This is a genomic window from Proteiniphilum sp. (assembly GCF_040307845.1).
In the GTDB taxonomy this organism is placed as follows: domain Bacteria; phylum Bacteroidota; class Bacteroidia; order Bacteroidales; family Dysgonomonadaceae; genus Proteiniphilum.
Map to the genome: position 1 here is coordinate 14,752 of NZ_JAWRIS010000013.1, position 20,586 is coordinate 35,337.

Annotated in this window: 16 protein-coding genes; 3 read left to right on the top strand and 13 right to left on the bottom strand. The window is 44.4% G+C overall.

The genetic code is table 11. The annotated features are described in order from the left end of the window. Positions 1–46: 46 nt before the first annotated feature. From ABV001_RS02635 to dnaB, 13 genes are all read right to left on the bottom strand, one after another. On the bottom strand, positions 47–1,345 hold the full coding sequence (locus ABV001_RS02635; protein ID WP_352421385.1) for a BT_3987 domain-containing protein: 1,299 nt from the start codon (positions 1,343–1,345) through the stop codon (positions 47–49). A gap of 23 nt (positions 1,346–1,368) precedes the next feature. After that, positions 1,369–3,210: a RagB/SusD family nutrient uptake outer membrane protein gene (locus tag ABV001_RS02640; protein WP_352421386.1), complete on the bottom strand. Its 1,842-nt coding sequence runs from the start codon at positions 3,208–3,210 to the stop codon at positions 1,369–1,371. 105 nt (positions 3,211–3,315) lie between these two features. Beyond that, complete coding sequence (locus ABV001_RS02645; protein ID WP_352421387.1) at positions 3,316–6,702, bottom strand: TonB-dependent receptor; 3,387 nt, start codon at positions 6,700–6,702, stop codon at positions 3,316–3,318. Between the two features lie 201 nt (positions 6,703–6,903). Continuing rightward, a complete protein-coding gene (locus tag ABV001_RS02650) occupies positions 6,904–7,887 on the bottom strand; it encodes a FecR family protein (RefSeq protein WP_352421388.1) in 984 nt (327 codons plus the stop codon). 217 nt (positions 7,888–8,104) lie between these two features. Beyond that, the gene (locus ABV001_RS02655; protein WP_352421415.1) at positions 8,105–8,350 is read right to left on the bottom strand and encodes a sigma-70 family RNA polymerase sigma factor; all 246 of its coding nucleotides are present in this window, start codon (positions 8,348–8,350) and stop codon (positions 8,105–8,107) included. Beyond that, positions 8,269–8,652 (bottom strand): sigma factor, encoded by a 384-nt coding sequence (locus tag ABV001_RS02660; RefSeq protein WP_352421389.1) that lies wholly within the window; start codon positions 8,650–8,652, stop codon positions 8,269–8,271. Before ABV001_RS02660 ends, ABV001_RS02655 begins: the two co-directional genes overlap by 82 nt. A 41-nt stretch (positions 8,653–8,693) precedes the next feature. Beyond that, on the bottom strand, positions 8,694–9,965 hold the full coding sequence (locus ABV001_RS02665; RefSeq protein WP_352421390.1) for a peptidase U32 family protein: 1,272 nt from the start codon (positions 9,963–9,965) through the stop codon (positions 8,694–8,696). A 116-nt stretch (positions 9,966–10,081) separates the two neighbouring features. Then, positions 10,082–10,582 (bottom strand): thioredoxin, encoded by a 501-nt coding sequence (trxA, locus tag ABV001_RS02670; RefSeq protein WP_352421416.1) that lies wholly within the window; start codon positions 10,580–10,582, stop codon positions 10,082–10,084. Positions 10,583–10,615: 33 nt separating this feature from the next. Further along, positions 10,616–10,831 (bottom strand): DUF6132 family protein, encoded by a 216-nt coding sequence (locus tag ABV001_RS02675; protein WP_352421391.1) that lies wholly within the window; start codon positions 10,829–10,831, stop codon positions 10,616–10,618. A 162-nt stretch (positions 10,832–10,993) separates the two neighbouring features. Then, a complete protein-coding gene (locus tag ABV001_RS02680) occupies positions 10,994–11,317 on the bottom strand; it encodes an ArsR/SmtB family transcription factor (protein ID WP_352421392.1) in 324 nt (107 codons plus the stop codon). Positions 11,318–11,512: 195 nt separating this feature from the next. Further along, a complete protein-coding gene (locus ABV001_RS02685) occupies positions 11,513–12,217 on the bottom strand; it encodes a porin family protein (protein WP_352421393.1) in 705 nt (234 codons plus the stop codon). Next, positions 12,214–14,268 carry a LysM peptidoglycan-binding domain-containing protein gene (locus ABV001_RS02690; protein ID WP_352421394.1) on the bottom strand — a complete coding sequence of 685 codons (2,055 nt, stop codon included), beginning with the start codon at positions 14,266–14,268 and terminating at the stop codon, positions 12,214–12,216. Before ABV001_RS02690 ends, ABV001_RS02685 begins: the two co-directional genes overlap by 4 nt. Positions 14,269–14,461: 193 nt before the next feature. Beyond that, a complete protein-coding gene (gene dnaB, locus ABV001_RS02695; protein WP_352421395.1) occupies positions 14,462–15,997 on the bottom strand; it encodes a replicative DNA helicase in 1,536 nt (511 codons plus the stop codon). A 272-nt stretch (positions 15,998–16,269) separates the two neighbouring features. On the opposite strand from dnaB, the gene ABV001_RS02700 reads away from it, so the two are divergent. The 3 genes from ABV001_RS02700 (at position 16,270) to ABV001_RS02710 (ending at position 20,568) form a co-directional block, all read left to right on the top strand. Further along, positions 16,270–16,707, top strand: coding sequence for a Fur family transcriptional regulator (locus tag ABV001_RS02700; protein WP_352421396.1), 438 nt, complete (start codon positions 16,270–16,272; stop codon positions 16,705–16,707). Between the two features lie 104 nt (positions 16,708–16,811). Then, positions 16,812–18,266 (top strand): catalase, encoded by a 1,455-nt coding sequence (locus ABV001_RS02705; protein WP_502929827.1) that lies wholly within the window; start codon positions 16,812–16,814, stop codon positions 18,264–18,266. Positions 18,267–18,531: 265 nt separating this feature from the next. Continuing rightward, on the top strand, positions 18,532–20,568 hold the full coding sequence (locus tag ABV001_RS02710; protein ID WP_352421397.1) for a protein-disulfide reductase DsbD family protein: 2,037 nt from the start codon (positions 18,532–18,534) through the stop codon (positions 20,566–20,568). The last annotated feature ends 18 nt before the right edge of the window (positions 20,569–20,586 follow it).

Below are 20,586 nucleotides of genomic sequence, written 5' to 3' on the forward strand. Positions count from 1 at the left end.
GGAAACATTGCTGCTTCCGATAGGCAACTAACTTGGGAATAAAATATTATTTACCAAACAATGTAAACTCTGCCATATTAAAGAAAGTGGGCGCCGAACCGCTGTTGGTTTTTAACACCTCAAATCTAAAATAGCTGAAAGGTTGATCTGCAATATATTCTTCAGAGGTGTATATTGAAGATGCTTCTGTCGGCATACCAGAAGTTATATGAGCAAGTTCTCTCCAATCCACGCCGTTTGAGCTCACCAGAATCCTGGCCTCTTGAGGTTTACCATTTGCATTATTCCTGTTTTGATAAACAAACTGGCATTGGCTAATGGCCTTATTAAGTTTGATTTGCAAATGGTGCGGATCATTAATGGCATACGACCATGCTGTATGAAAGAAAGTAGCCGCGTTATTGTCAATCAGGTTTTCGATGGGTCCTTCACTTGGTTCCTGTGCATTTGTAGATAACATGTCTACGGTAAGTGGGATTTTATTAAACGCGCCATATAACATAAAGGAAGACGCGGGTGTTTCAAACCCTTGCATGGTTACACTGGCAACTTTCAGAGGAATCACATAGGAACTTCCAAAATAATCCGCATTCCTAATGGTTATTGTAAGCGGTTCACTCCTATTCCGGCCTGTTTTGAATATCACCTTTCCTTCATCGGCAATGGTATATAACTCACTGGTAATCATTGAATATCCGGATGGGATACTATTGGGATCTACTTCAACAGTACATTCAAAGTCCCACAGGCTTGTAAATGGAAGCGTTAATCTGAATTCATAAGTCACGCTATTCCCCTCCACTGCAATAGTGGCATTATTCACTTCGTAACTCACTACCGGGACAACTACAGTAGGTTTCAACAACACCAAGTTCTTTTCTGCATTTATAGAATCTTCTCTACTCCAAAGCATCACTGGTAGCACATAATTCGATGCATCTTCTTCTAGCAGCTCATGAATAGCAGATGTTTTAAAAGATATCGTTTTGATCTGGTATTGTTCCTCAGCCTTGAATGACACGGTTGGGTCCGTTATTTCATACATCGAGGAGGGTAACAGACTGTATGCCTTCCCAATTGTGGTTGAATAGGCTGCCAATTCAGCTTCGCTCATCACGCTCAACTCAGCCAATGCCGAAGTATTAGAAGCATATCCCCCCTTCAATATTGTCATCGTGTACTCACCATCTTCACCGGTATTATAAAGGGTGAGATTATGTTCACCGACGTCTTTTATTGAAAGGATCTTCTCAAATTCCGCCGGGACTAATCCATCGTAATTTTCACACGAATAGGCTATTAACAACAGCCCCACGGTAATTGTATATATAAACTTTTTCTTCATACTATTTTGTTTATAGCAAATAATTAATTAAATCCAGGTGCTTGTACCATTTGTGGATTCTTGTACACCTCAATATAGAAAATGGGAAGCAAGTACATGCGGTTTGACCAAACAAAAGGCTGATCGACCGGTTGGGGAGTATTGAATTGCTCAAATGAAGGATTAATAGTACCATAGGCGTTCAATCCCATTCTCATTCCCTCTCCCATTGTCTGGGGAGCAATCATCCATCTCCTCACATCGTAATAGCGATGGCCTTCACCCCACAATTCAATAAAACGTTCGTTACGCACCCAGTCCGTTATGCTCATCTGACTGGTAACATCTGCCGTTGTTAAATTGGGGACACCCGCCCTTGTTCTCACTACGTTTAAGTTTTGAATGGCATTATTGGTTTCTCCCAATGCAGCTTGCGCTTCTGCCAGGTTCAAATACAACTCGGCTAACCGGATCAATGGTCTCGGTTTGCTTTCCAAGTTCCATGTATTGCTCAAAGTCACGGATAACTTCGGCATGATAAATTTCTGCGAAAAGTATCCTGTCACATTGTTATCCCTGTTATATCTCGACGGATTATATCCTTGCAGATCGCTATTCCGCAAATAAATTCTCACCGGATTTCCGTTTGCCAATTTTGAAGAGTAGTCCCCTCCATCGAAAGCAAACCAGGCATAAAAACGAGGTTCCCGTTCCACATTCAAGGTTATGATATCCCCTCTTTCCGGGATTCCAGCCGTTTTAAACCAGTTTTCCTCTCCTATAAAATCGGGATCATAGGCTGGTCTTTTTCCATTTTTTGTATAGAAGTATTCAATGGAAGTGTTTAACACCGGTGAAACGCCACTATATCCTCCATAGGTAGAGCCACTGCTTAGGGTTTGTATATAGTGCGGCATCGACCCCATGACCATATTTCCTTGATCGGCAAGTCCCCATATAATTTCTCTGTTTCCTTCGGTAACACGCGTGGTGACCAAATAGCGCATCAACAACACTTTTTTAAGAAACGCTTCTCCTTCGGCTGTTTGTTCATTTACCCCCGGAACAAAAGGTAAGTCTACCCCTTCGCGCACATGGAGATCTTCATCCTGGTATAGGGAAGCATTTCCAGACGTTAGTGCAAAATCCAATGCTTCCTGGCAAGCGATTTTAGCACGCTCCCATTTCTTGACATCATAACTGCTACTGACCAATTCCTTTCCATATTCGGGAGTTTCAAAATTCACATTCCTCCATTCCGGATAAGGGAAATCCCCATTCCATAAAGGAGAGGCCGCATATACAAGAAGTCTCGCTTTTAGAGCCTTTGCGATTGTAGAAGTAGCACGCCCCCATTTTTCCTGTTCACGGGTAGCAGGCAGGTCAACCGCAACTTCATCAAACTTATTCACTATCCAATCGGTCACATAGTCAAAATGTGAACGACCAGGGTAATCGGAAGGATCGCTATTCATCGCGATATAGTGATCATTTATCGGGCAAGGGCCATATTGCATGAGAATCAACATGTGGTAGTAGGCAATCATGAAATTAGCTTCTGCCGTCCACTCCTTTTTATCAGCTTCCGTCACGTCCTTCGCATTCGGGAGTTCTTGGAGGAATAAATGACATTGTCCAATATAACGATAGTAGCTACCCCAACGCCAGTCTCCGGTAGCTTGTGGCGTTAGCCTATTTGACAGTTGGTTATGCATATTTTCCACCCAAAGTGGCGGGAGCACCCATTCGTCAGAAGCAGCTTCGACCCCCGAATAATTCATCGGGTTTGTAATTCCGGCATAACAAGAATGCAAGAAGGCAAGGGTAGAACTAAAATCCTTCGTGGCATCTTCCAAATCGGGTTGCTCGGGTGGAACAACATCCAAGTAGTCACACGACGTTAATCCTATTGTTAATAATAGAATTATACAGCTTGCTTTTTTTATCGACCTCATCATTCCCATATGATTAAAATATTTATTTTCAATGATTTAAAAACTTAATTGTACACCTAGGTTAAATACACGTTGCAATGGATAAGCATTCCATGAAAGTTCAGGATCCCACTGTTTAAAGGGACCAAAAACCGCCAGATTATTACCGCTCAAGTATACTCGACCATGATTAAAGCTATACCCCAATTCCAACTGTTTTAAACGCAGGAAATTTCCATTTCTCATCCAATAGGTGCTCGTGTGTGCGTTATTTTGTGTATCAGTAGTTAGCAGCCCCAGTCGCGGGTATTTTGCATCGGGGTTCGGATTATCCACCGACCACCTGTTATCCGCAATATATTGAAATACGTTCTGATCGTTCTGCCCAAACGGAGCCATTAGTCCACTAACAATTGTCCGTTTAGCTGATCCATTAAAAAACACACCAAAGTCAAAGTTCTTATATCTCATACTTGCTCCAAAGCCATACTGAATACGTGGCACACTTCCATATTCTGAAATCATTGTTTTATCAAAATCATCAATGATACCATCTCCGGTTATATCCCGGTATTTAATATCTCCGGGTTTGGGTGTACTCCCCAGGTTTTGAACAGGGCTATTATCAATCTCTTCTTGTGAAGTGAATAATCCTTCTGCAATGAATCCTTCCACCCTGCTGGCTGGCTTTCCTGTACTAGATTGCCAGGGATACTTGTAAATGGGATCGTCCACATCCACGTATTTGTTTTGTGTATAGGTAAAATTACCGCGTAACTCCATCACCAGGTCCTTTGTCAGTTGCCTGTTAAAGTTTGCGCTGATCTCATATCCCCAGTTATCCATTTTACCTTTATTCGCCCAAGGTTTGGCGGTATAATACCCAAGCGATTCCGGCCATGCTTCTCGTTTGAGCAAGATATCATAACGTTTGTCATAAAAATAGTCGGCAGTGACATTCAGCGAACCAAACAATTCCATATCAATACCGAGATTCAGCTTCTTTACTTTTTCCCATCCGGCACCGTTCACAGCATACTCGAGCATTTGAGGTCCTTTAAGTTGATATCCGAGATTTTCTCCGGTCGTGAAGGCGGAACCGTCAGAGCTCAAATTCACTTGGTTAATATATAAGAAGTGAGGTGCACCGGCTCCTAATCCTGTTTCATCACTACCTATTAAGCCATAGGATCCGCGGAATTTCAGAAAAGAGACGGTATTCGCTATTGGTTCGAAAAAGGATTCTTCACTCATTACCCAACCTAACGAGATAGCGGGAAAAAACTCAAAACGACTTCCACTCGCCAAGCGCTCTGTACCGGTATAACCGAAGTTAGCTTCTGCAAGATATCTATTATCATACGCATACGTAAACCGGCCGGAAATACCTTGGTTACGGCTTGGAAGAACATTAACCTTGTATTCGCGCTGCGTGTAAAGCAACATTCCCCCCACATTGTGCAAACCAAAATTACGACTATAATCTATCGTCCCTTGTATAAAAAGAATATGGTCTCCTGATTTGGAAATATCTGATTGAGAAATAAAATCGGTCCCGGATGTGCCGAGTCTTTCAATTTCATATTCTTGTGTTCCGGGGTTATAACTACCATCTAACACTCTGTATAAATAGGGTTCGATGGAACGATTGTATCCATTTTGTGACCAGTTCTTGAAATTCACCAACATGGTGGCGCTTAATCCTTTTGTAATGAAGTCAAAATTCTGACTTACTTTTAATGAGGTGTTGATGGTATTCTCCTGCGTTTCTTTAAAAGAATTCAGCATGGTGGCATATATATTCTCGCGGTACGTGTTCCCTGTTAAAACAGAACTGCCGAATCGAATATGTTCATCTCCTTCTTGAGCAGGGAACGTAACCGGAAAGCTAATAGGATTAGCCGCCTGCATCTTTGCAAACAGATCAGATGCCGTATAATCTCCACTCTTGTATTGTCGAATTTGCGCGTTCATTCGCAAATCAACTTTGGTACCCTCAGTCAACTTGTAAGAAATATTATTTTGAAAATTATAACCCCAATTATTGATATTATTATCCCATGAATACGCCTTCTTAGAATTTAACAAACCGGTATCATGGTTTGCCTGGATGCTCATGTAGTATGTCGCTTTTTGTCCCCCGCCTTGTATATTTATATTAGCCCGTTGGTTTGTGGCCATATCCCTGAATATTACATCTTTCCAATTCACATCGGGATAGACGTATGGATTTATTCCGGATCGCGTGGCATCAATTGCATCTTGAGAGTATCTTGGAGTAGCATTCGGCGTTCGGGATATTAACGCTTCGTTATATAGTTCCATCCAGGTGGCTCCATCCACGAATTCGGGAAAGTTCATGGGTGTGTTGAATGACTGTTCCACCGTAACATTTATTTTCGTACGTTCGTTCACGTTCCCATCTTTTGTTTTAACAAGCATTACCCCATTAGCACCGCGTGACCCGTATATTGCCGTTGCCGAAGCATCTTTTAGGATAGAAAAACTTTCAATCGTTTCAGCGGGAATGTTGTTTAGATCAGCCGCACTAATTTCTACATCATCAAGCATAATGAGTGGAGTTGCGCGTCCTCCGAAAGTTCCAATACCCCGGATATAAAACTCAGATGTTGAACCGGGAGCTCCGCTGGTTGTCATGGAAATAACCCCTGCAAGTTGACCAGCGAAGGCACTGGTTAATGAAGAAGTGGGCATTCTTAAGGTTTGGCCCTTGACACTGGTAATAGAACCGGTTACACTCACTTTCTTTTGAACTCCCGCACCTACGATAACCACTTCTTCGAGCTGAGTAGCATCGGTATTCATTTGTATATCAATGACTCCCAGATTATCAACAGCAATCTCTTGGTCTAAAAATCCGACATATGAGAACTCCAATACAGCCCTATTATTATCTACTACAATTGAATAATAACCATCGATATCTGTCACGGTTCCCATTCCCGTTCCTTTAATCCGGATACTGACCCCAATCAAAGGCTCACCTGTTGCTCCTTCGGTAACATGGCCAGTTATGGTTCTTTTTTGAACCGTCTGTTGACTGGCGTTTCCTGCGAACCTGTCATCTGTCCTTTTTCGAGAAATAATTACATGGTTTCCTTTTACTTCCACATCGTATCCTGAGAAAATCGCTTCGGCAACTTCCTCTATGCTATCATAATTAGCATTGACACTGATTTTATGTGAAGCATCCACTTCGTTGTTGTTGTAAACAAATTTGTAATGGCTCTGTTTTTCAACGATCTTAACTGCTTCACTAATAGTCGCGTTATTAAGCTTGAGTGCTATCAGTCCTTGATGTGTCATCGCATTTACCTGTATTGAAAAAATGGCAGCGATTCCAAGCACAAGAAGAGGAATTCTCACAAGAGGTTCCCACCCTTTGGAATTAAATGACCGATCATTTCTTTTTTTATTGTTCATGTACTTAATGTTATTATTGTTGCTAAATTTTTCTGGATAATCTCGTTTTTTATGTTACGTAATCCTTTGTATTTGTATTTTCATTTCATTTTCTATTTCATTTTATCATAGGCATATTTTTGGGGGTTTTGAACTTATCACGATATCGATTCTTATTTCTGTAATTAAGAGACATATAATATTTCTTTACTTCATTTATTTTTATTCCACTTCCTGAAAGATGGCAATCGTTTCCTGGATTTGCCCGGGAAGTTGTTTCTGTTTCCAATTAAAAGGCACCACCGCCTGTAGTATGTTCAATATCTCTTCTTTTGTCTCGGTGTCGATGGTAAAAGAAACAGGGGTTTGCAGAACACCGGCATCCTTGCATTCAATGCGGATACCATACCATTTCTCAAGTTGGGTAAACACATCCGTCAGTCGGGTATTCTCAAACACCAACCGGCTGTTGATCCAATCGGTAAAGTTCGTCGCATCCACGGATTCCAGCCGGGTCTCACCTAAAGCCTTGTCATACGTGAACATCTGGTTGGGATGAAGGAGAAACTCTTCGCCTGCCTCTCCCGCCATCAATTGAATCGTACCCGATTCAAGCACCGCCTCGGCAATCATCTCTTCACTGTAATTCGTGACCAAAAATTGGGTACCCAACACCTGTATCGTGAGATCGGAAGTTTCCACAATAAACGGCTGCTCCTTGTTGTTAGTCACATCAAAATAGGCTTCTCCGTTCAAGTACACTTTCCGGTATGATGTGAAGTTTTCTGGATATTGAATCGTGCTGTTTCTATTAAGCCATACAATGGACCCGTCGGGCAGCACCACTTCTTTTTTCTGGTCCGAAGTAGCCGCAGTCAACAATGAAACACCAGACAATGGCATAAAAAAACGGACCGCAAGCAGCAGCAACACAATGGCGGCAGCAGCAGAACTTCCATATACCACTCTTCGGACCTTTCTCCTGAAGAGCAATTGCCGCAGATGGGTAAACCGCTCTGAGGCGCGCTCCTCATCCTGTAAATAAATATGAGATCGCTCCCATGTTTTTATCATACGGATGAAGTAGCGCTTATTTTCTTCTGAGAAGTTCAGCCACATGCTCAGCTTTGCTTTCTCTTCGTACGTGGCTTCATTGTCTAAATATCTCACAATAAGCGAATCAACATCTTTTAACGCCTGCCTCATTTTGATAAATTTTAAATCCTCTACCATATTACACGAACAAATGTGAAAACACCCTACCTCAAAAATTTTTTTTAAGATAATTAGTTACATTTTCCATCTCCACGCCCGTCAAAATTTGAACGGGTCGCTTTTGGGTTCACGCTGTAATCGGTTGTCCTGCGTGTTATTGAATGATCATTACAATGAGAGTCGTCTGCCGGTCAAACAAAGTGATATTTCATGTTTTTTGGAAAAAAATTAAAAAGAAAAGAAAGAGATGCCCTTTCTCTTCCAATGCCAACCGAATCTGTTTTATAGCTTTGGTAATATGTTTTTCAACGGCCTTCACACTGATACCGAGGGTTTCCGCAATTTGTTTGTTTTTCATCCCACTTTCCCTGCTTAGCAAGAAAACTTCCTTGCACTTAGGCGGTAACAGCAGAATAGCTTCCTCGATAATCTGTTCCATTTCCCTCGTATCAATAAAATTGTCCGAAACGAGTGTATCAAAAAAAACTGCTCTAAATTCAATTCGAAGTCCGAAAATAAGAGGTTTTTGTTCTCTGACTTCCTTAAAAAATCAATGCTCTTTCTCCGGGTCAACGTATATAAAAAAGGTTTTATGGATTCAGTCATATCGATTGATCTACGCCGGTCCCAACAATCCAGAAATACTTCCTGTACAATATCCTCAGCCACCTCTTCTCTCCCCACGATACGGAACGAATAAGCATGAAGCACGCTGAAATATTTCTTATAGACATCTTTAAAACAGTCGCTATTCATATTGATAATGAATCAAATAAAATATTCTTATGAACAACGACTTACAGAACCTCACACACCGTCCCTTGCCGGTTGGCAGTGACCATTTTATAGAGTTGATCGTTGGGACGGATCTTTTCATTGGTCCTGATAGAGAAGCGGTCTCCTTTCACCGCTTCGGGAACGGTGATAAGATCTACCCTGATATCGTCGGCGGTGAGGAAGATGGCGCCGGTGGTAGGTCCGGTGATCAATAATTCGTCTCCCGGTTTTACCGACTGTGTTTCCACAAGAAATTCCGTTACGCCAAGCTTTCCGAAGTGCTTGATGGCCTTTCCCACATACACTTTCCGCTTGGTAGCCCCCGATCCGTAACGGTGTGTCCACTCTCCCAGTCGTTGCCCGAGATAATATCCGTCCCAGAATCCCCGGTTGAATACAGTGGAGAGACGCTCATTCCAGTCGTTTATCTTCTCCCCAGTATATGTATCACTACAATAAGCCTGCACCGCTTCTTTATAGCATGACGTTACCACCCGCACATATTCAGGTCCCCTTGCACGGCCCTCAATTTTAAACACCCGCACCCCGGCATCCATCATTTTATTCATAAAATGGATAGTTTTGAGATCTTTGGGTGACATAATATATTCATTGTCGATTTCCAGTTCTATCTCACTGGTTTTATCCTTCACTATATACCCCCTGCGACAAATCTGGTTGCAGGCTCCACGGTTAGCGGAAAGGTCCTTCTCATGGAGGCTCAGGTAACATTTTCCGGAAACCGCCATACACAAGGCACCGTGACAGAACATCTCGATACGGATCAACTCTCCCGACGGTCCCTTGATCTGCTGGTCGACTATATCCTTATAAATCGCCGCCACCTGATCCATATTCAACTCACGAGCCAGCACCACCACATCGGCAAACTGCGCGTAGAATTTCAGCGATTCGGTATTGGTAATGTTCAGTTGAGTAGACAGATGCACTTCCACCCCAACACGCCGGGCATACATCAGCACTGCCACATCGGCCGCGATGACGGCAGAGAGGTTCGCCTCCCTGGCCGCATCCACCACCTTCCGCATCAGCTCCATATCATTATCGTAGATGATCGTGTTAACGGTAAGATAGCTTTTTATATGGTGATCACGACAGATAGCCGCGATATTGTGTAAATCGGCAATAGTGAAATTATTGGACGATTTGGCGCGCATATTCAACCCTTCGATGCCGAAGTAGATGGAGTCCGCACCGCCCTGTATAGCCGCAGTCAGCGACTCATAAGATCCTGCCGGCGCCATTATTTCATAATCCTGAATATTCTTCATCCCTGAACTGTAACTTGATAGGGCAAAGGTACAAAAAAACAGTCAATCAGACGCAACAGAAAACGGATACACCTTATATTGGGTATATCCGCTCCACCGCTTATCATTACAGGATTTTATGATTTTTTCAGCAATACCTCCTCGATAGCCTGCTTGAATGCATCTTTGGGAAGTGCCCCTTGTGCCATCTGCGGATCTTCGCCCATCGGCACGAAGAGTAAAGAGGGTATACTTCGGATACCGAATTCAGCAGCCAGCTGCTGCTCTGCTTCCGTATCCACTTTGTAGATATAGAGTTCACCGTCGTATTCATTGGCAAGCTCTTCCAGAATGGGAGCGACCATTTTACAAGGTCCGCACCAGTCGGCATAAAAGTCGATAATACAGGGTTTATCCCCCAGATAGACCCATGTGTCGGGATTTTCTTCGAAATTGGCCACCTTCGTCAAAAAGTCGGCTCTTGTCAATTGGATTGTTTTTTTTGATGTTGTCATACTATTATTTGTTTTTGTCACATTCGTTTCGTCACTGTTTGAACCGGTTTTCTGGCCGGCGTTGTTGCATGAAGCCAACATAAATACCAAAGCGACAGCCGCTACTAAAAAATTTGTTTTCATCATATACCTAAATTAGTTATTCTCTTGAAATTATTATTCAATTATATTCTTTGCTTTTTTATTGCTTGAAAAGAGATCGAAAAGGAGATAACCTACCAGTGCGCCATAGATCATCATCCTATAGGGATTGGAAGTGATAGGGCAAGTCCCGCTCAGACATCCCACATAATGGTAATAAATATATCCGACCAGCGTCCCGACCAATATGCCGGCTATCCTCAACCAGTGTTTCTTAAAAAAATCTTTCATATAGTTCTATTATTGTCTAAAATTTAATCACTTAACTACCTACCCACAACTTAACCACTTTTCCACCTTTCCACTTTTCCACCTTTCGCTTCGCGCAATCTGCTATCGTTCGGCAAATGTAAGTAAACTTCCTTTGCCCTCACTTACTCGCAGATTTTCACCTCAACTGCCACAGTCCAAAATGCACTTCAACACATTCGAGAATCTATTATCTCTAAGCGAGTAAAAACTATTTTTTCCACTTTTACGACAGCGGAGTATCCCTTTTGCCCTCATGTCAGTCAGATGGTGCGACAACAGCGATTGCTCACAATCCATATCCTCCATTAACTCAGTCACCGATTTCTCACCAGATTGGGTAAGCTGCATAATTACACACAGGCGGGTTTCATTGGCCAGCGCCTTCAATATATATGCTGCCCCTTCAAACTGGGAACGGTCTATTTTTTTTCTTTCCAATACAACTCCCTCTTCCTTTATTTCCATTATACTGAAACCTTAAATAAATACATGAACATATATTCATTTGTTTTTGTTCGACAAAAGTACAATTCTTTTTATCTTTCACAAAATTTTATTGGATTATTCGGAAGTAATTAATAGTTAAAAATGAAGAATTAAGAATGAAAAAAATCTCAACTTCTTCATTATTCTCATTGGCACATTAGTCTCATTAGCATATTAAAACATCCTCATATAATAAGTCAGTTTCACCCCGATCACACGGGAGGCTGAACGGGAAAAATAAGCGTTCTCGCTACGACGGCTGGTAAAAATATCCCCTAATCCGAAATAGTAACGTCCCTCAAGGTCAAAATCTCCGATACCGGTTTTAAACTCCATTCCTATTCCTCCGATTAAGCCATAATCCACCTTTTTCAGGTCATATGCACCTTCGTACTGCATCCCGATTCTTGCCTCCGGGTCAGCAGCCCTCCGTTCATCCAGATCATCCGACAATGCCTGGCTCATTTTCTGGCTATCGCCGACCAGAAAAGATATCTGCGGACCGATATTGACTATAAAGCGTGTTTTTCTTCCTGCATAGATATGCGTCATAAATGGGATATCCACATAGTTCAGTGTCCTGCTGTAAGAAAAATCGGATGACGACTCAAATTCTTCTTCCCATCCTCGTTGTGCATAGTTGATTTCCATTACAATTCCCAGATGTTTTTCGGAAATATATTTTGCCGATATTCCACCATAGATTCCCTGCTTGAAACCCATCGGCACACTCGGCACGAAATCCACCTTTGAAAAAAGGCTGCCGCCTCCCGCCCCCAGGTACAATTCACCTTTGAATATCTCTTTCTGGGCATACAAAGGAGAGATACCCAACGAGAGCAGGAGGCATAGAACTACAGGATTAAAAAGATGTCTCATCGGCTTTTATCTGTTTTGATGATTCTGCCGTCTGTACTATAATGAATGAGATACAGTCCGGAATTGATGAAACCGCCCCAGTTATTGGGACGTTCAAAATAGAACGGGAATTGGAGTGAATTGACATTCATCCCTTCGATATTTTGCTCGAAATTATTACCATATCTTTGCAGGGCGGTCAGGAAAAACAAACCGGTATCGTATCCCCACATGCCATAACTCGGGAATGTTTCCAGAAGATCCCGGTCATACCATTTGCGAAAGCTGGTTTTGAATGCCTCTACATCACGGCTCTGCTCATTGGCAAAGAAAGGAGAAAATATGTACGTATCAAACAAGCTATAATTTTCTTTGAGGTTGTAAGCTTGCCAGTCAGGATAACCGAACAGCCGGATGGAAAAGCCTGGATCTGATTCCTGTACCTTCTTCAACTCATCCAGTATCTGACGCAACAGGCCGGAGTCTCCACTGGTAGGGACAATTACATTCTCCTTATTCCTACTAAGCAATGTAAGAATCGCACTATCGAATGTGGCGGCGGCGTTCAACGTCTCGTATCTGACATTATTTCTGCGAAGTTCATTTTGCAATAAGGAAACGAATTCATTTTTATCGTTACCGCCTCCCTGTATAAACATGATATGGGCATTTCGGAATGTCTGGAGAAAAACAGAAGAAGCTTTCGTATAGGTCAGATACTGCATCGGGTTTACCTGGAACATATTTCCATTGTTGAGTACCTCAGCGTTGCTTTGCGAGAAAGGCACCACATATTTTATATTATGGGATTTTGAAAAATCGGACAGCACTTTGATTTGCGCATCACTAACCCCGCCAATAATCAGGTTAAGCGATTGCATTTCCATGGTTCCCAGCAAACTCTGGAGTTTCCGGGTATCTTCTCCCTTTCCTATATCAAAAACGAATAGTTCGATATTAGCCCCATTGTTTCGCATCTTCTCCACCGCCAGCAGAAAACCTTCATAGTACTCCTGAATACGAAGGTGTGCTCCTTTTGTCTCATCAAGGAAAGGCAGTAATAGTCCCACATTCATCACATTCACTCTCTGGGAAGGCGCGGGCTGGCTAAGTAGCCGGTTCGCCTCACTCATATCCGATCTGGAATCATCCTCCACAAGACTCCTTTTCACCGGGACAAGCAACTCCATATCGCTCTTCAATCCCCCTTCAAGCATCGGGTTCAAACGCTGTATTTCCTGCACCTGCACACTATATTGCCGGGCAATACTATAAAGTGTCTCGCCTCTGCCGACTTTATGAATAATGTTGGTAGTCTGTTCTTCATAGGGTAAGATTACCTCATACGATTCGAAAAAGGGGATACGGATAGTTTTCCCTATCTGGAACGTCTCAACCGACAACCCGGGGTTTGCCCGCATCACATCCTCCGGTTTCAGGGAATAAGTCTTTGATACGGAATAGAGCGTCTCTTTGGGTAATATGGTATGATAACGATAGTTCTCTTCTTTTTCCTGACTGATAACTCGCCGTTGCGGGATAGTAAGCACTTGCCCCTCGTTAATACCCTCCCTGCTTCCCGGATTAAGACGGAATATCTCATCCACAGTCGTGTGGTACATCCTGGCTATGCCAAACACTGTTTCTCCAACCACCACGGTATGTTGGAATGTGGTATTCTGGTCTTGCGCCCGAGACTGCCCCCCCCCGGAAGAACGAGGGGATTGAGGAGACCGGATGGACTGGGAAGTGTTGGTATTCAGCGGAGAATCCGAATTCCGCCCTTTATTTTCCCCGGTAACGGGAATCAATAGTCTTTGTCCGTTCTGGAGACCTCTTTCGGCTCCGGGATTATGACGCAGGATTTCGGCTACCGATACCGAAAAAGTCCGCGAGATAGCGTAGAGTCCTTCCCCCGATTGGACATTGTATTCATAATAAGTCTGCCCGTTCACTTGCACGGTTTTATAGTTCAGATCCTGTGCAGAAAGTGAGAGGAGTGAAATATGCAAGAAAAGCACGAACGAAAATATTGTATTCGGATTAACCCTGTTATGCATCTTTAGTTTCATTTTATATGAGCTGCCACGGCAGTTTTTAACATACAAAAATAGAAATAATATTTTGATTTATACTTTTAGTGATCAAATGCAACCAACAGTTTGACAGTAATTATAACATTTTAAGCTCAATTAGGTTTGTTATTTTTTACTTATCTCCATATATGACAGATACTTGTATTCCCTTTTAAGGTATAGTTCGCCGTTAAAATGGCAACGGATCATTTCCCTGTGTCACAAGGCCGGATGAAGGGAAAGCTGAATCCACGGAAGAGTCGGCTGGTTTGGACTGGGCATTCATTCTCGAAGGACGCTCTACATAATTTCTGCCCACGGCATAGTCATCCAGATTTTGGAAACGTGCATATTCATTATCGAACCGCATATTGGCAATACCTGTAGGCCCGTTACGATGTTTTGCCACAATAATCTCGGCAATACCTACCAACGAATTGCCCCGTTCATCTTCAGTAATCCTGTAATATTCGGGACGGTGGATAAAACAAACAATATCGGCATCCTGCTCAATGGCACCCGATTCGCGCAGGTCGGCCAGTTGCGGCCTCTTGCCTTCGTGCCCCTGACGATTTTCCACACCACGGTTCAACTGAGACAAGGCAATGATGGGGATGTTCAACTCCTTGGCCAACCCCTTCAGTGAACGGGAGATCATGCTCACCTCTTGTTCACGGCTACCGAAACTCATCCCGCTTGCGTTCATCAACTGCAGGTAGTCGATGATCAATATTTGGACATTATGTTCACGTACCAACCGCCGTGCTTTGGTACGCAATTCAAACACCGACAAACTGGGCGTGTCATCGATATAGATAGGAGCATTATACAGAAACTTATGGTTTTTATCGAGCCGCTCCCATTCATCGTCCGAAAGACGGCCGCTTTTGATACTTTCCCCTTTTATCTGGCACACGTTCACAATCAACCTGTTCACCAACTGCACGTTCGACATTTCAAGCGAGAAAACGCCTACCGGCTGTTCGTAATCGAGTGCCATATTCTTAGCCATCGACAATACAAAAGCAGTCTTTCCCATGGCCGGTCGAGCCGCAATGATCACCAAGTCGGATCTCTGCCACCCCGACGTCAGTTTGTCCAACTCCTTGAAACCGGTAGGCAGGCCACTCATACCGTCTTTACGGTTGGCTGCCAACTGGATATTGTTCAACGCCTCACGGATGACCGGATTGATCTGGATCACGTCTTTTTTCACATTCCGCTGCGAAATTTCAAATAAGCGTCCTTCGGTCTCCTGCATCAAATCATCCACATCCACAGTCTCATCAAATGCTTGTTGCGACACATCCGAAGAAAAAGCGATCAACTCCCTTGCCATGGATTTCTGTGCAATGATACGGGCATGATATTCTATATGTGCGGCAGAGGCCACCTTTTCCGATAACTCGGCAATATAGACGGCCCCCCCGGCAGTTTCCAATTCACCCCGTCGCTTCAGTTCCTCCACTACCGTCAATACATCCACCGGCTTTTGCTGCATGGCAAGCCCCTGAATGGAGTCATAGATCAACTGGTGAGAAGGATCATAAAAACTTTCCGGCTTCAATATTTCACTGATAACGGAATAAGCGTCTTTTTCCAGCATCAGCGCCCCCAGCACTGCCTCCTCCAGTTCTCTTGCCTGGGGGGGCAGCTTGCCGATATCAGGCGCGGCAACCGTTTTCTCAACTACTTTTACTGCAGATTTTCTTTTTTGTCTTTCCATCTCTCGTAGGTTTTTGCTAAAAGGATTGTAAAGGTAGGGAGTAATTTGTTCCTGTGGGAATTTTGGCGACCATTCTTTTCCAGAAGTTATAAACACATGTTGAAAACTCGATTAGGGGGAAAGATGAAAAGGTTGTGGAAGAGTGGAAAGGTAGGATTATGCAGAATCAGATTGAAAAAGATCAGGGAATATAAAATTAACAAAATAACAGTGAACTTTTCAAAGGAGAATTTGTTTTAAATAAGAATTATTCCTATTTGCAAGAGATATAGATGGAAGCTCACGCAGACGAGATACGCGAGAAACTGAGAGACAAAGGATTAAAGATTACCCCGCAAAGGATTAGTGTCCTGAAGGCTCTTCATGCTTTACAGGATCATCCCACCGCAGAGCAGATCATAGGCTTTGTACGTCAAAAAAACCCCAATATAGCTACCGGTACGGTGTATAAAACTCTTGACACGCTCGTGAAAAACGGTGTGATCACAAAGTTCCGCACCGAAGGGGAAGCGGCTCGCTATGATTGTATCCTCACCCATCATCATCATCTGTTCAGTAGTGACAATGATCATATAGAGGATTATGAGAATGAGAAATTGAACCTCCTTCTGAGCGATTTCTTCGAAACGAATGCCATCCCGAATTTCGAGATTGAATCGATCAAATTACAAATAAAAGGGAAATTTTTATCCGGCTTACATAACGATTGAGTAAAGACGATGGAATTCATCCATCAATATTAATACTTTTTAAATTTAAATTTATGAATGCAGAAGAACTGAAAAAGCAGAAAGACAAGGTGGACCAACGGAAAATGACCACCGTTGCAGGCGCGCCTGTCGGCAACAACCAGGATTCGATGACGGCAGGGCCACGTGGCCCGATGATGCTTCAGGATGTGTGGTTTTTGGAAAAATTAGCGCACTTCGACCGGGAAGTAATTCCTGAAAGGCGTATGCATGCGAAAGGATCGGGTGCGTTCGGCACGTTTACCGTGACACATGACATCACACAATACTCAAGGGCGAAGCTCTTTTCTGAAATCGGCAAAAAAACCGAAATGTTCGTCCGTTTCTCTACCGTAGCGGGGGAACGCGGTGCAGCTGACGCGGAAAGAGATATCCGCGGTTTCGCGATGAAATTCTATACCGAAGAGGGCAACTGGGATCTCGTCGGCAACAACACTCCTGTCTTCTTTTTCCGTGACCCGCTGAAGTTTCCCGACCTAAACCATGCGGTAAAGCGCGATCCGCACACCAACCTGCGCAGTCCCAACAACAACTGGGATTTTTGGTCAAACCTCCCCGAAGCGCTTCACCAGATCACCATCACCATGAGCGACAGAGGTATTCCCCGCAGCTTTCGACACATGCACGGATTCGGGAGCCATACCTACAGCTTTATCAATGCAGAGAATGTGCGCCATTGGGTGAAGTTTCATTTTGTCACCCAACAGGGAATTGAAAACCTTACCGACGCAGAAGCCGAGATGGTGGTAGGAAAAGACAGGGAAAGCAACCAACGGGATCTGTTCGAGGCAATCGGCAACGGCAATTTCCCGAAATGGAAGATGTATGTGCAGATCATGACCGAAGAGCAGGCTGAGAATATGCCCTACAACCCGTTCGACCTCACCAAAGTGTGGTATAAAGGCGATTTCCCGCTTATCCCCGTGGGAGAATTCGAACTCAATCGCAACCCAGACAACTACTTTCAGGATGTGGAACAAGCCGCCTTCAACCCCGCCAATGTGGTTCCGGGTATAGGATTCTCTCCCGACAAAATGTTACAGGGACGGCTCTTTTCCTACGGTGACGCGCAACGCTACCGCCTCGGGGTGAACCACCATCAGATTCCGGTCAACCAGCCCAAAGGTGTAGGGTGCCCCTATCACTCATTCCATCGCGACGGACAGATGCGGGTGGACGGGAACCAAGGCGCCAGCCTCCATTATGAGCCGAACAGCTACAATATGTGGCAGGAACAACCTGAATATGATGAACCGGTACAAAAAGTGGACGGAGACATCAAACGATGGAATTTCCGCGAAGATGACAGCAACTACTACGAACAGCCCGGAAAACTGTTCCGACTGATGACGCCCGATGCACAGCAACGCCTCTTTGAAAATACCGCGCGCAATATGGACGGCTGCGACGAGATTATCAAAATACGACACATCGGCAACTGCTATAAAGCAGATCCGGCCTATGGCAGGGGTGTGGCCAACGCATTAGGTATCCCTTTTTCGAAAGCCGGGATAGAGTGAGGCGGGATAACAGTCTCTGACTGAGATCCACCGAAGGCCTCAAGAGCGATAATTTTCAATGATAATTATCGCTCTTTGTTTAAGGTGTATATATTACACTGGGATAATCAATAATTCTCAGATGAATTTTTTGAAAAATATTTAACATGCCAAAACTCTTTATAACCGATATTAACCCATCATTTTAGTATGGGCATATTAACTTTGTCAATTAATTCTGGAAGTATTATGTAATCATTGTAAAGAAACAAGCATAAACAATTATATGAAAAAAATAACGATCACCCTTTTTGGATTTCTCTTCCTCTCCACGGCCTTTATATCCGCTCAGGATATAGTCACATGGAACTTTTCCCTTGAAGATGCCGGCAACGGAGAGGTTAACATCATTGCCAAAGCTTCTGTCCAACAGGGATGGTATATGTATGACACAAAGATCCCCGATGGAGGCCCCAATCCTACCATGATCGAGTTCGATAAAATAACCGGTGCGGAAACAGTCGGCGAATTTCAGTCAGTCGGTAAAAAAGCGACCGTAAAGCATGACGAGATCTTCGGAATGGAATTAGGGATATTCAAGGATGATGCGCAATTCGTGCAGCGTCTCAGGGTGACCGGCAAGGCGAACTTTTCCGTCGAAGGAAATGTACGTGCCCAGGCTTGCAACGACCAGACATGTACTCCTCCGCTACCCGTAGACTTCTCATTCAGCCCATCCGACCTGCCAGCTTCGCTCACAGTAGCCGGAAGTACATCAACCGCAGAGGAAGGAACCGTGACTGCCACACCGGTGGAAACGGACGGAGCAGCAGAACCGGAAGAAATTATAAGTGGACAGGGTACCCCGGTCTCTTTAACCGGTGCCGACAGGGACCAGCTCTGGTCGCCGGTCATTGAGGAGTTGAACGCTCTCGGGGCGGACGACAATGCCGATGCTTCCCTTTGGAGCATCTTCCTGAAAGGTCTCCTGTGGGGTTTTGCCGCGCTGATCACGCCCTGTGTCTGGCCAATGATCCCCATTACGGTCAGCTTTTTCCTCAACAGGAACAAGAAAAGCCGAAAGAAAGCGATACAGGATGCTACCATATACGGCCTGTCCATCATCATCATTTATGTGACCCTGGGGCTGATCATCACCGCCATCTTCGGCGCCGCGGCTCTCAATAACATCGCTACAAGCCCGGTATTCAACCTCATCTTCTTCGCGCTGCTCATCACCTTTGCCTTCTCCTTCATGGGGGCTTTCGAGATCGTGCTCCCGTCCTCATGGACCAACAAGATGGACAACAAGGTAGACAGTACCACTGGGTTTATCAGCCTGTTCTTCATGGCATTCACCCTGGCACTGGTTTCCTTCTCCTGCACCGGCCCCATCATCGGATGGCTGCTGGTGGATGCCGCCACACAGGGTAACTTCCTGGCTCCCGCACTCGGCATGTTCGGATTCGCCTTCGCACTGGCCATCCCCTTCACCCTTTTTGCCATCTTCCCCTCCTGGCTCAAGACACTCCCCAAATCGGGAAGCTGGCTCAATTCGGTAAAGGTGGTACTCGGTTTCATCGTGCTGGCCGTATCGTTGAAGTTCCTGTCGGTGGCTGACCTCTCCGGCGGATGGGGTATCCTCAACCGCGACATATTCCTGGCGTTATGGATCGTCATCTTCGGCTTACTGGGATTCTACCTGCTGGGGAAAATAAAAATGCATGGCGACAGCGAACTGACTCACATTCCGCTATTCAGGCTTTTCCTGGCCATACTCACCCTTGCCTTTACCGTCTACCTGGTACCCGGCTTATGGGGAGCACCGCTCAAACCGATCAGCTCTATCGTACCGCCGTTATCCACACAGGATTTCAAGCTGGCACACAAACCGATGGGACAGGTGTTCAACGATTATGAAGCCGGAATGGCATACGCTGCACAAACAGGTAAGCCCGTATTGTTGGAATTTGGCGGCCATGGCTGTGTGAACTGCCACAAAATGGATGCCACCGTACTGGCCGACGACCAAGTAAGGGAGCTCATCGACGGCGAGTTTGTATTCATCGTGCTGATGGTGGACGAGCGCACCCGGTTGCCCGAGACAATAGAGGTGGATGAAAACGGAAGGACTTCCAAGTTGCGTACCGTAGGCGACAAGTGGAGTTACCTGCAACGGCACAAGTTCGGGACCCAGTCGCAACCATTTTACGTGGTGATCGACCAGCAGGGCAAGCCGCTTTCTCCCGCACACGCTTATGATGAGAGCGTGGACAGCTATATTGAATTCCTTCATGAGGGCCTCAAAAATTTCAGGAAATAACTCTCAACAGCATTACAG

Excerpts from the sequence above, each read along its gene's own strand:
- ABV001_RS02690 (WP_352421394.1), bottom strand. The coding sequence starts at position 14,268 with ATGAAACTAAAGATGCATAACAGGGTTAATCCGAATACAATATTTTCG.
- ABV001_RS02645 (WP_352421387.1), bottom strand. The coding sequence starts at position 6,702 with ATGAACAATAAAAAAAGAAATGATCGGTCATTTAATTCCAAAGGGTGG.
- ABV001_RS02660 (WP_352421389.1), bottom strand. The coding sequence starts at position 8,652 with ATGAATAGCGACTGTTTTAAAGATGTCTATAAGAAATATTTCAGCGTG.
- ABV001_RS02710 (WP_352421397.1), top strand. The coding sequence starts at position 18,532 with ATGAAAAAAATAACGATCACCCTTTTTGGATTTCTCTTCCTCTCCACG.
- ABV001_RS02685 (WP_352421393.1), bottom strand. The coding sequence starts at position 12,217 with ATGAGACATCTTTTTAATCCTGTAGTTCTATGCCTCCTGCTCTCGTTG.
- ABV001_RS02700 (WP_352421396.1), top strand. The coding sequence starts at position 16,270 with ATGGAAGCTCACGCAGACGAGATACGCGAGAAACTGAGAGACAAAGGA.
- ABV001_RS02665 (WP_352421390.1), bottom strand. The coding sequence starts at position 9,965 with ATGAAGAATATTCAGGATTATGAAATAATGGCGCCGGCAGGATCTTAT.
- ABV001_RS02650 (WP_352421388.1), bottom strand. The coding sequence starts at position 7,887 with ATGAGGCAGGCGTTAAAAGATGTTGATTCGCTTATTGTGAGATATTTA.
- ABV001_RS02635 (WP_352421385.1), bottom strand. The coding sequence starts at position 1,345 with ATGAAGAAAAAGTTTATATATACAATTACCGTGGGGCTGTTGTTAATA.
- trxA (WP_352421416.1), bottom strand. The coding sequence starts at position 10,582 with ATGAAAACAAATTTTTTAGTAGCGGCTGTCGCTTTGGTATTTATGTTG.
- ABV001_RS02680 (WP_352421392.1), bottom strand. The coding sequence starts at position 11,317 with ATGGAAATAAAGGAAGAGGGAGTTGTATTGGAAAGAAAAAAAATAGAC.
- ABV001_RS02705 (WP_502929827.1), top strand. The coding sequence starts at position 16,812 with ATGACCACCGTTGCAGGCGCGCCTGTCGGCAACAACCAGGATTCGATG.
- dnaB (WP_352421395.1), bottom strand. The coding sequence starts at position 15,997 with ATGGAAAGACAAAAAAGAAAATCTGCAGTAAAAGTAGTTGAGAAAACG.
- ABV001_RS02675 (WP_352421391.1), bottom strand. The coding sequence starts at position 10,831 with ATGAAAGATTTTTTTAAGAAACACTGGTTGAGGATAGCCGGCATATTG.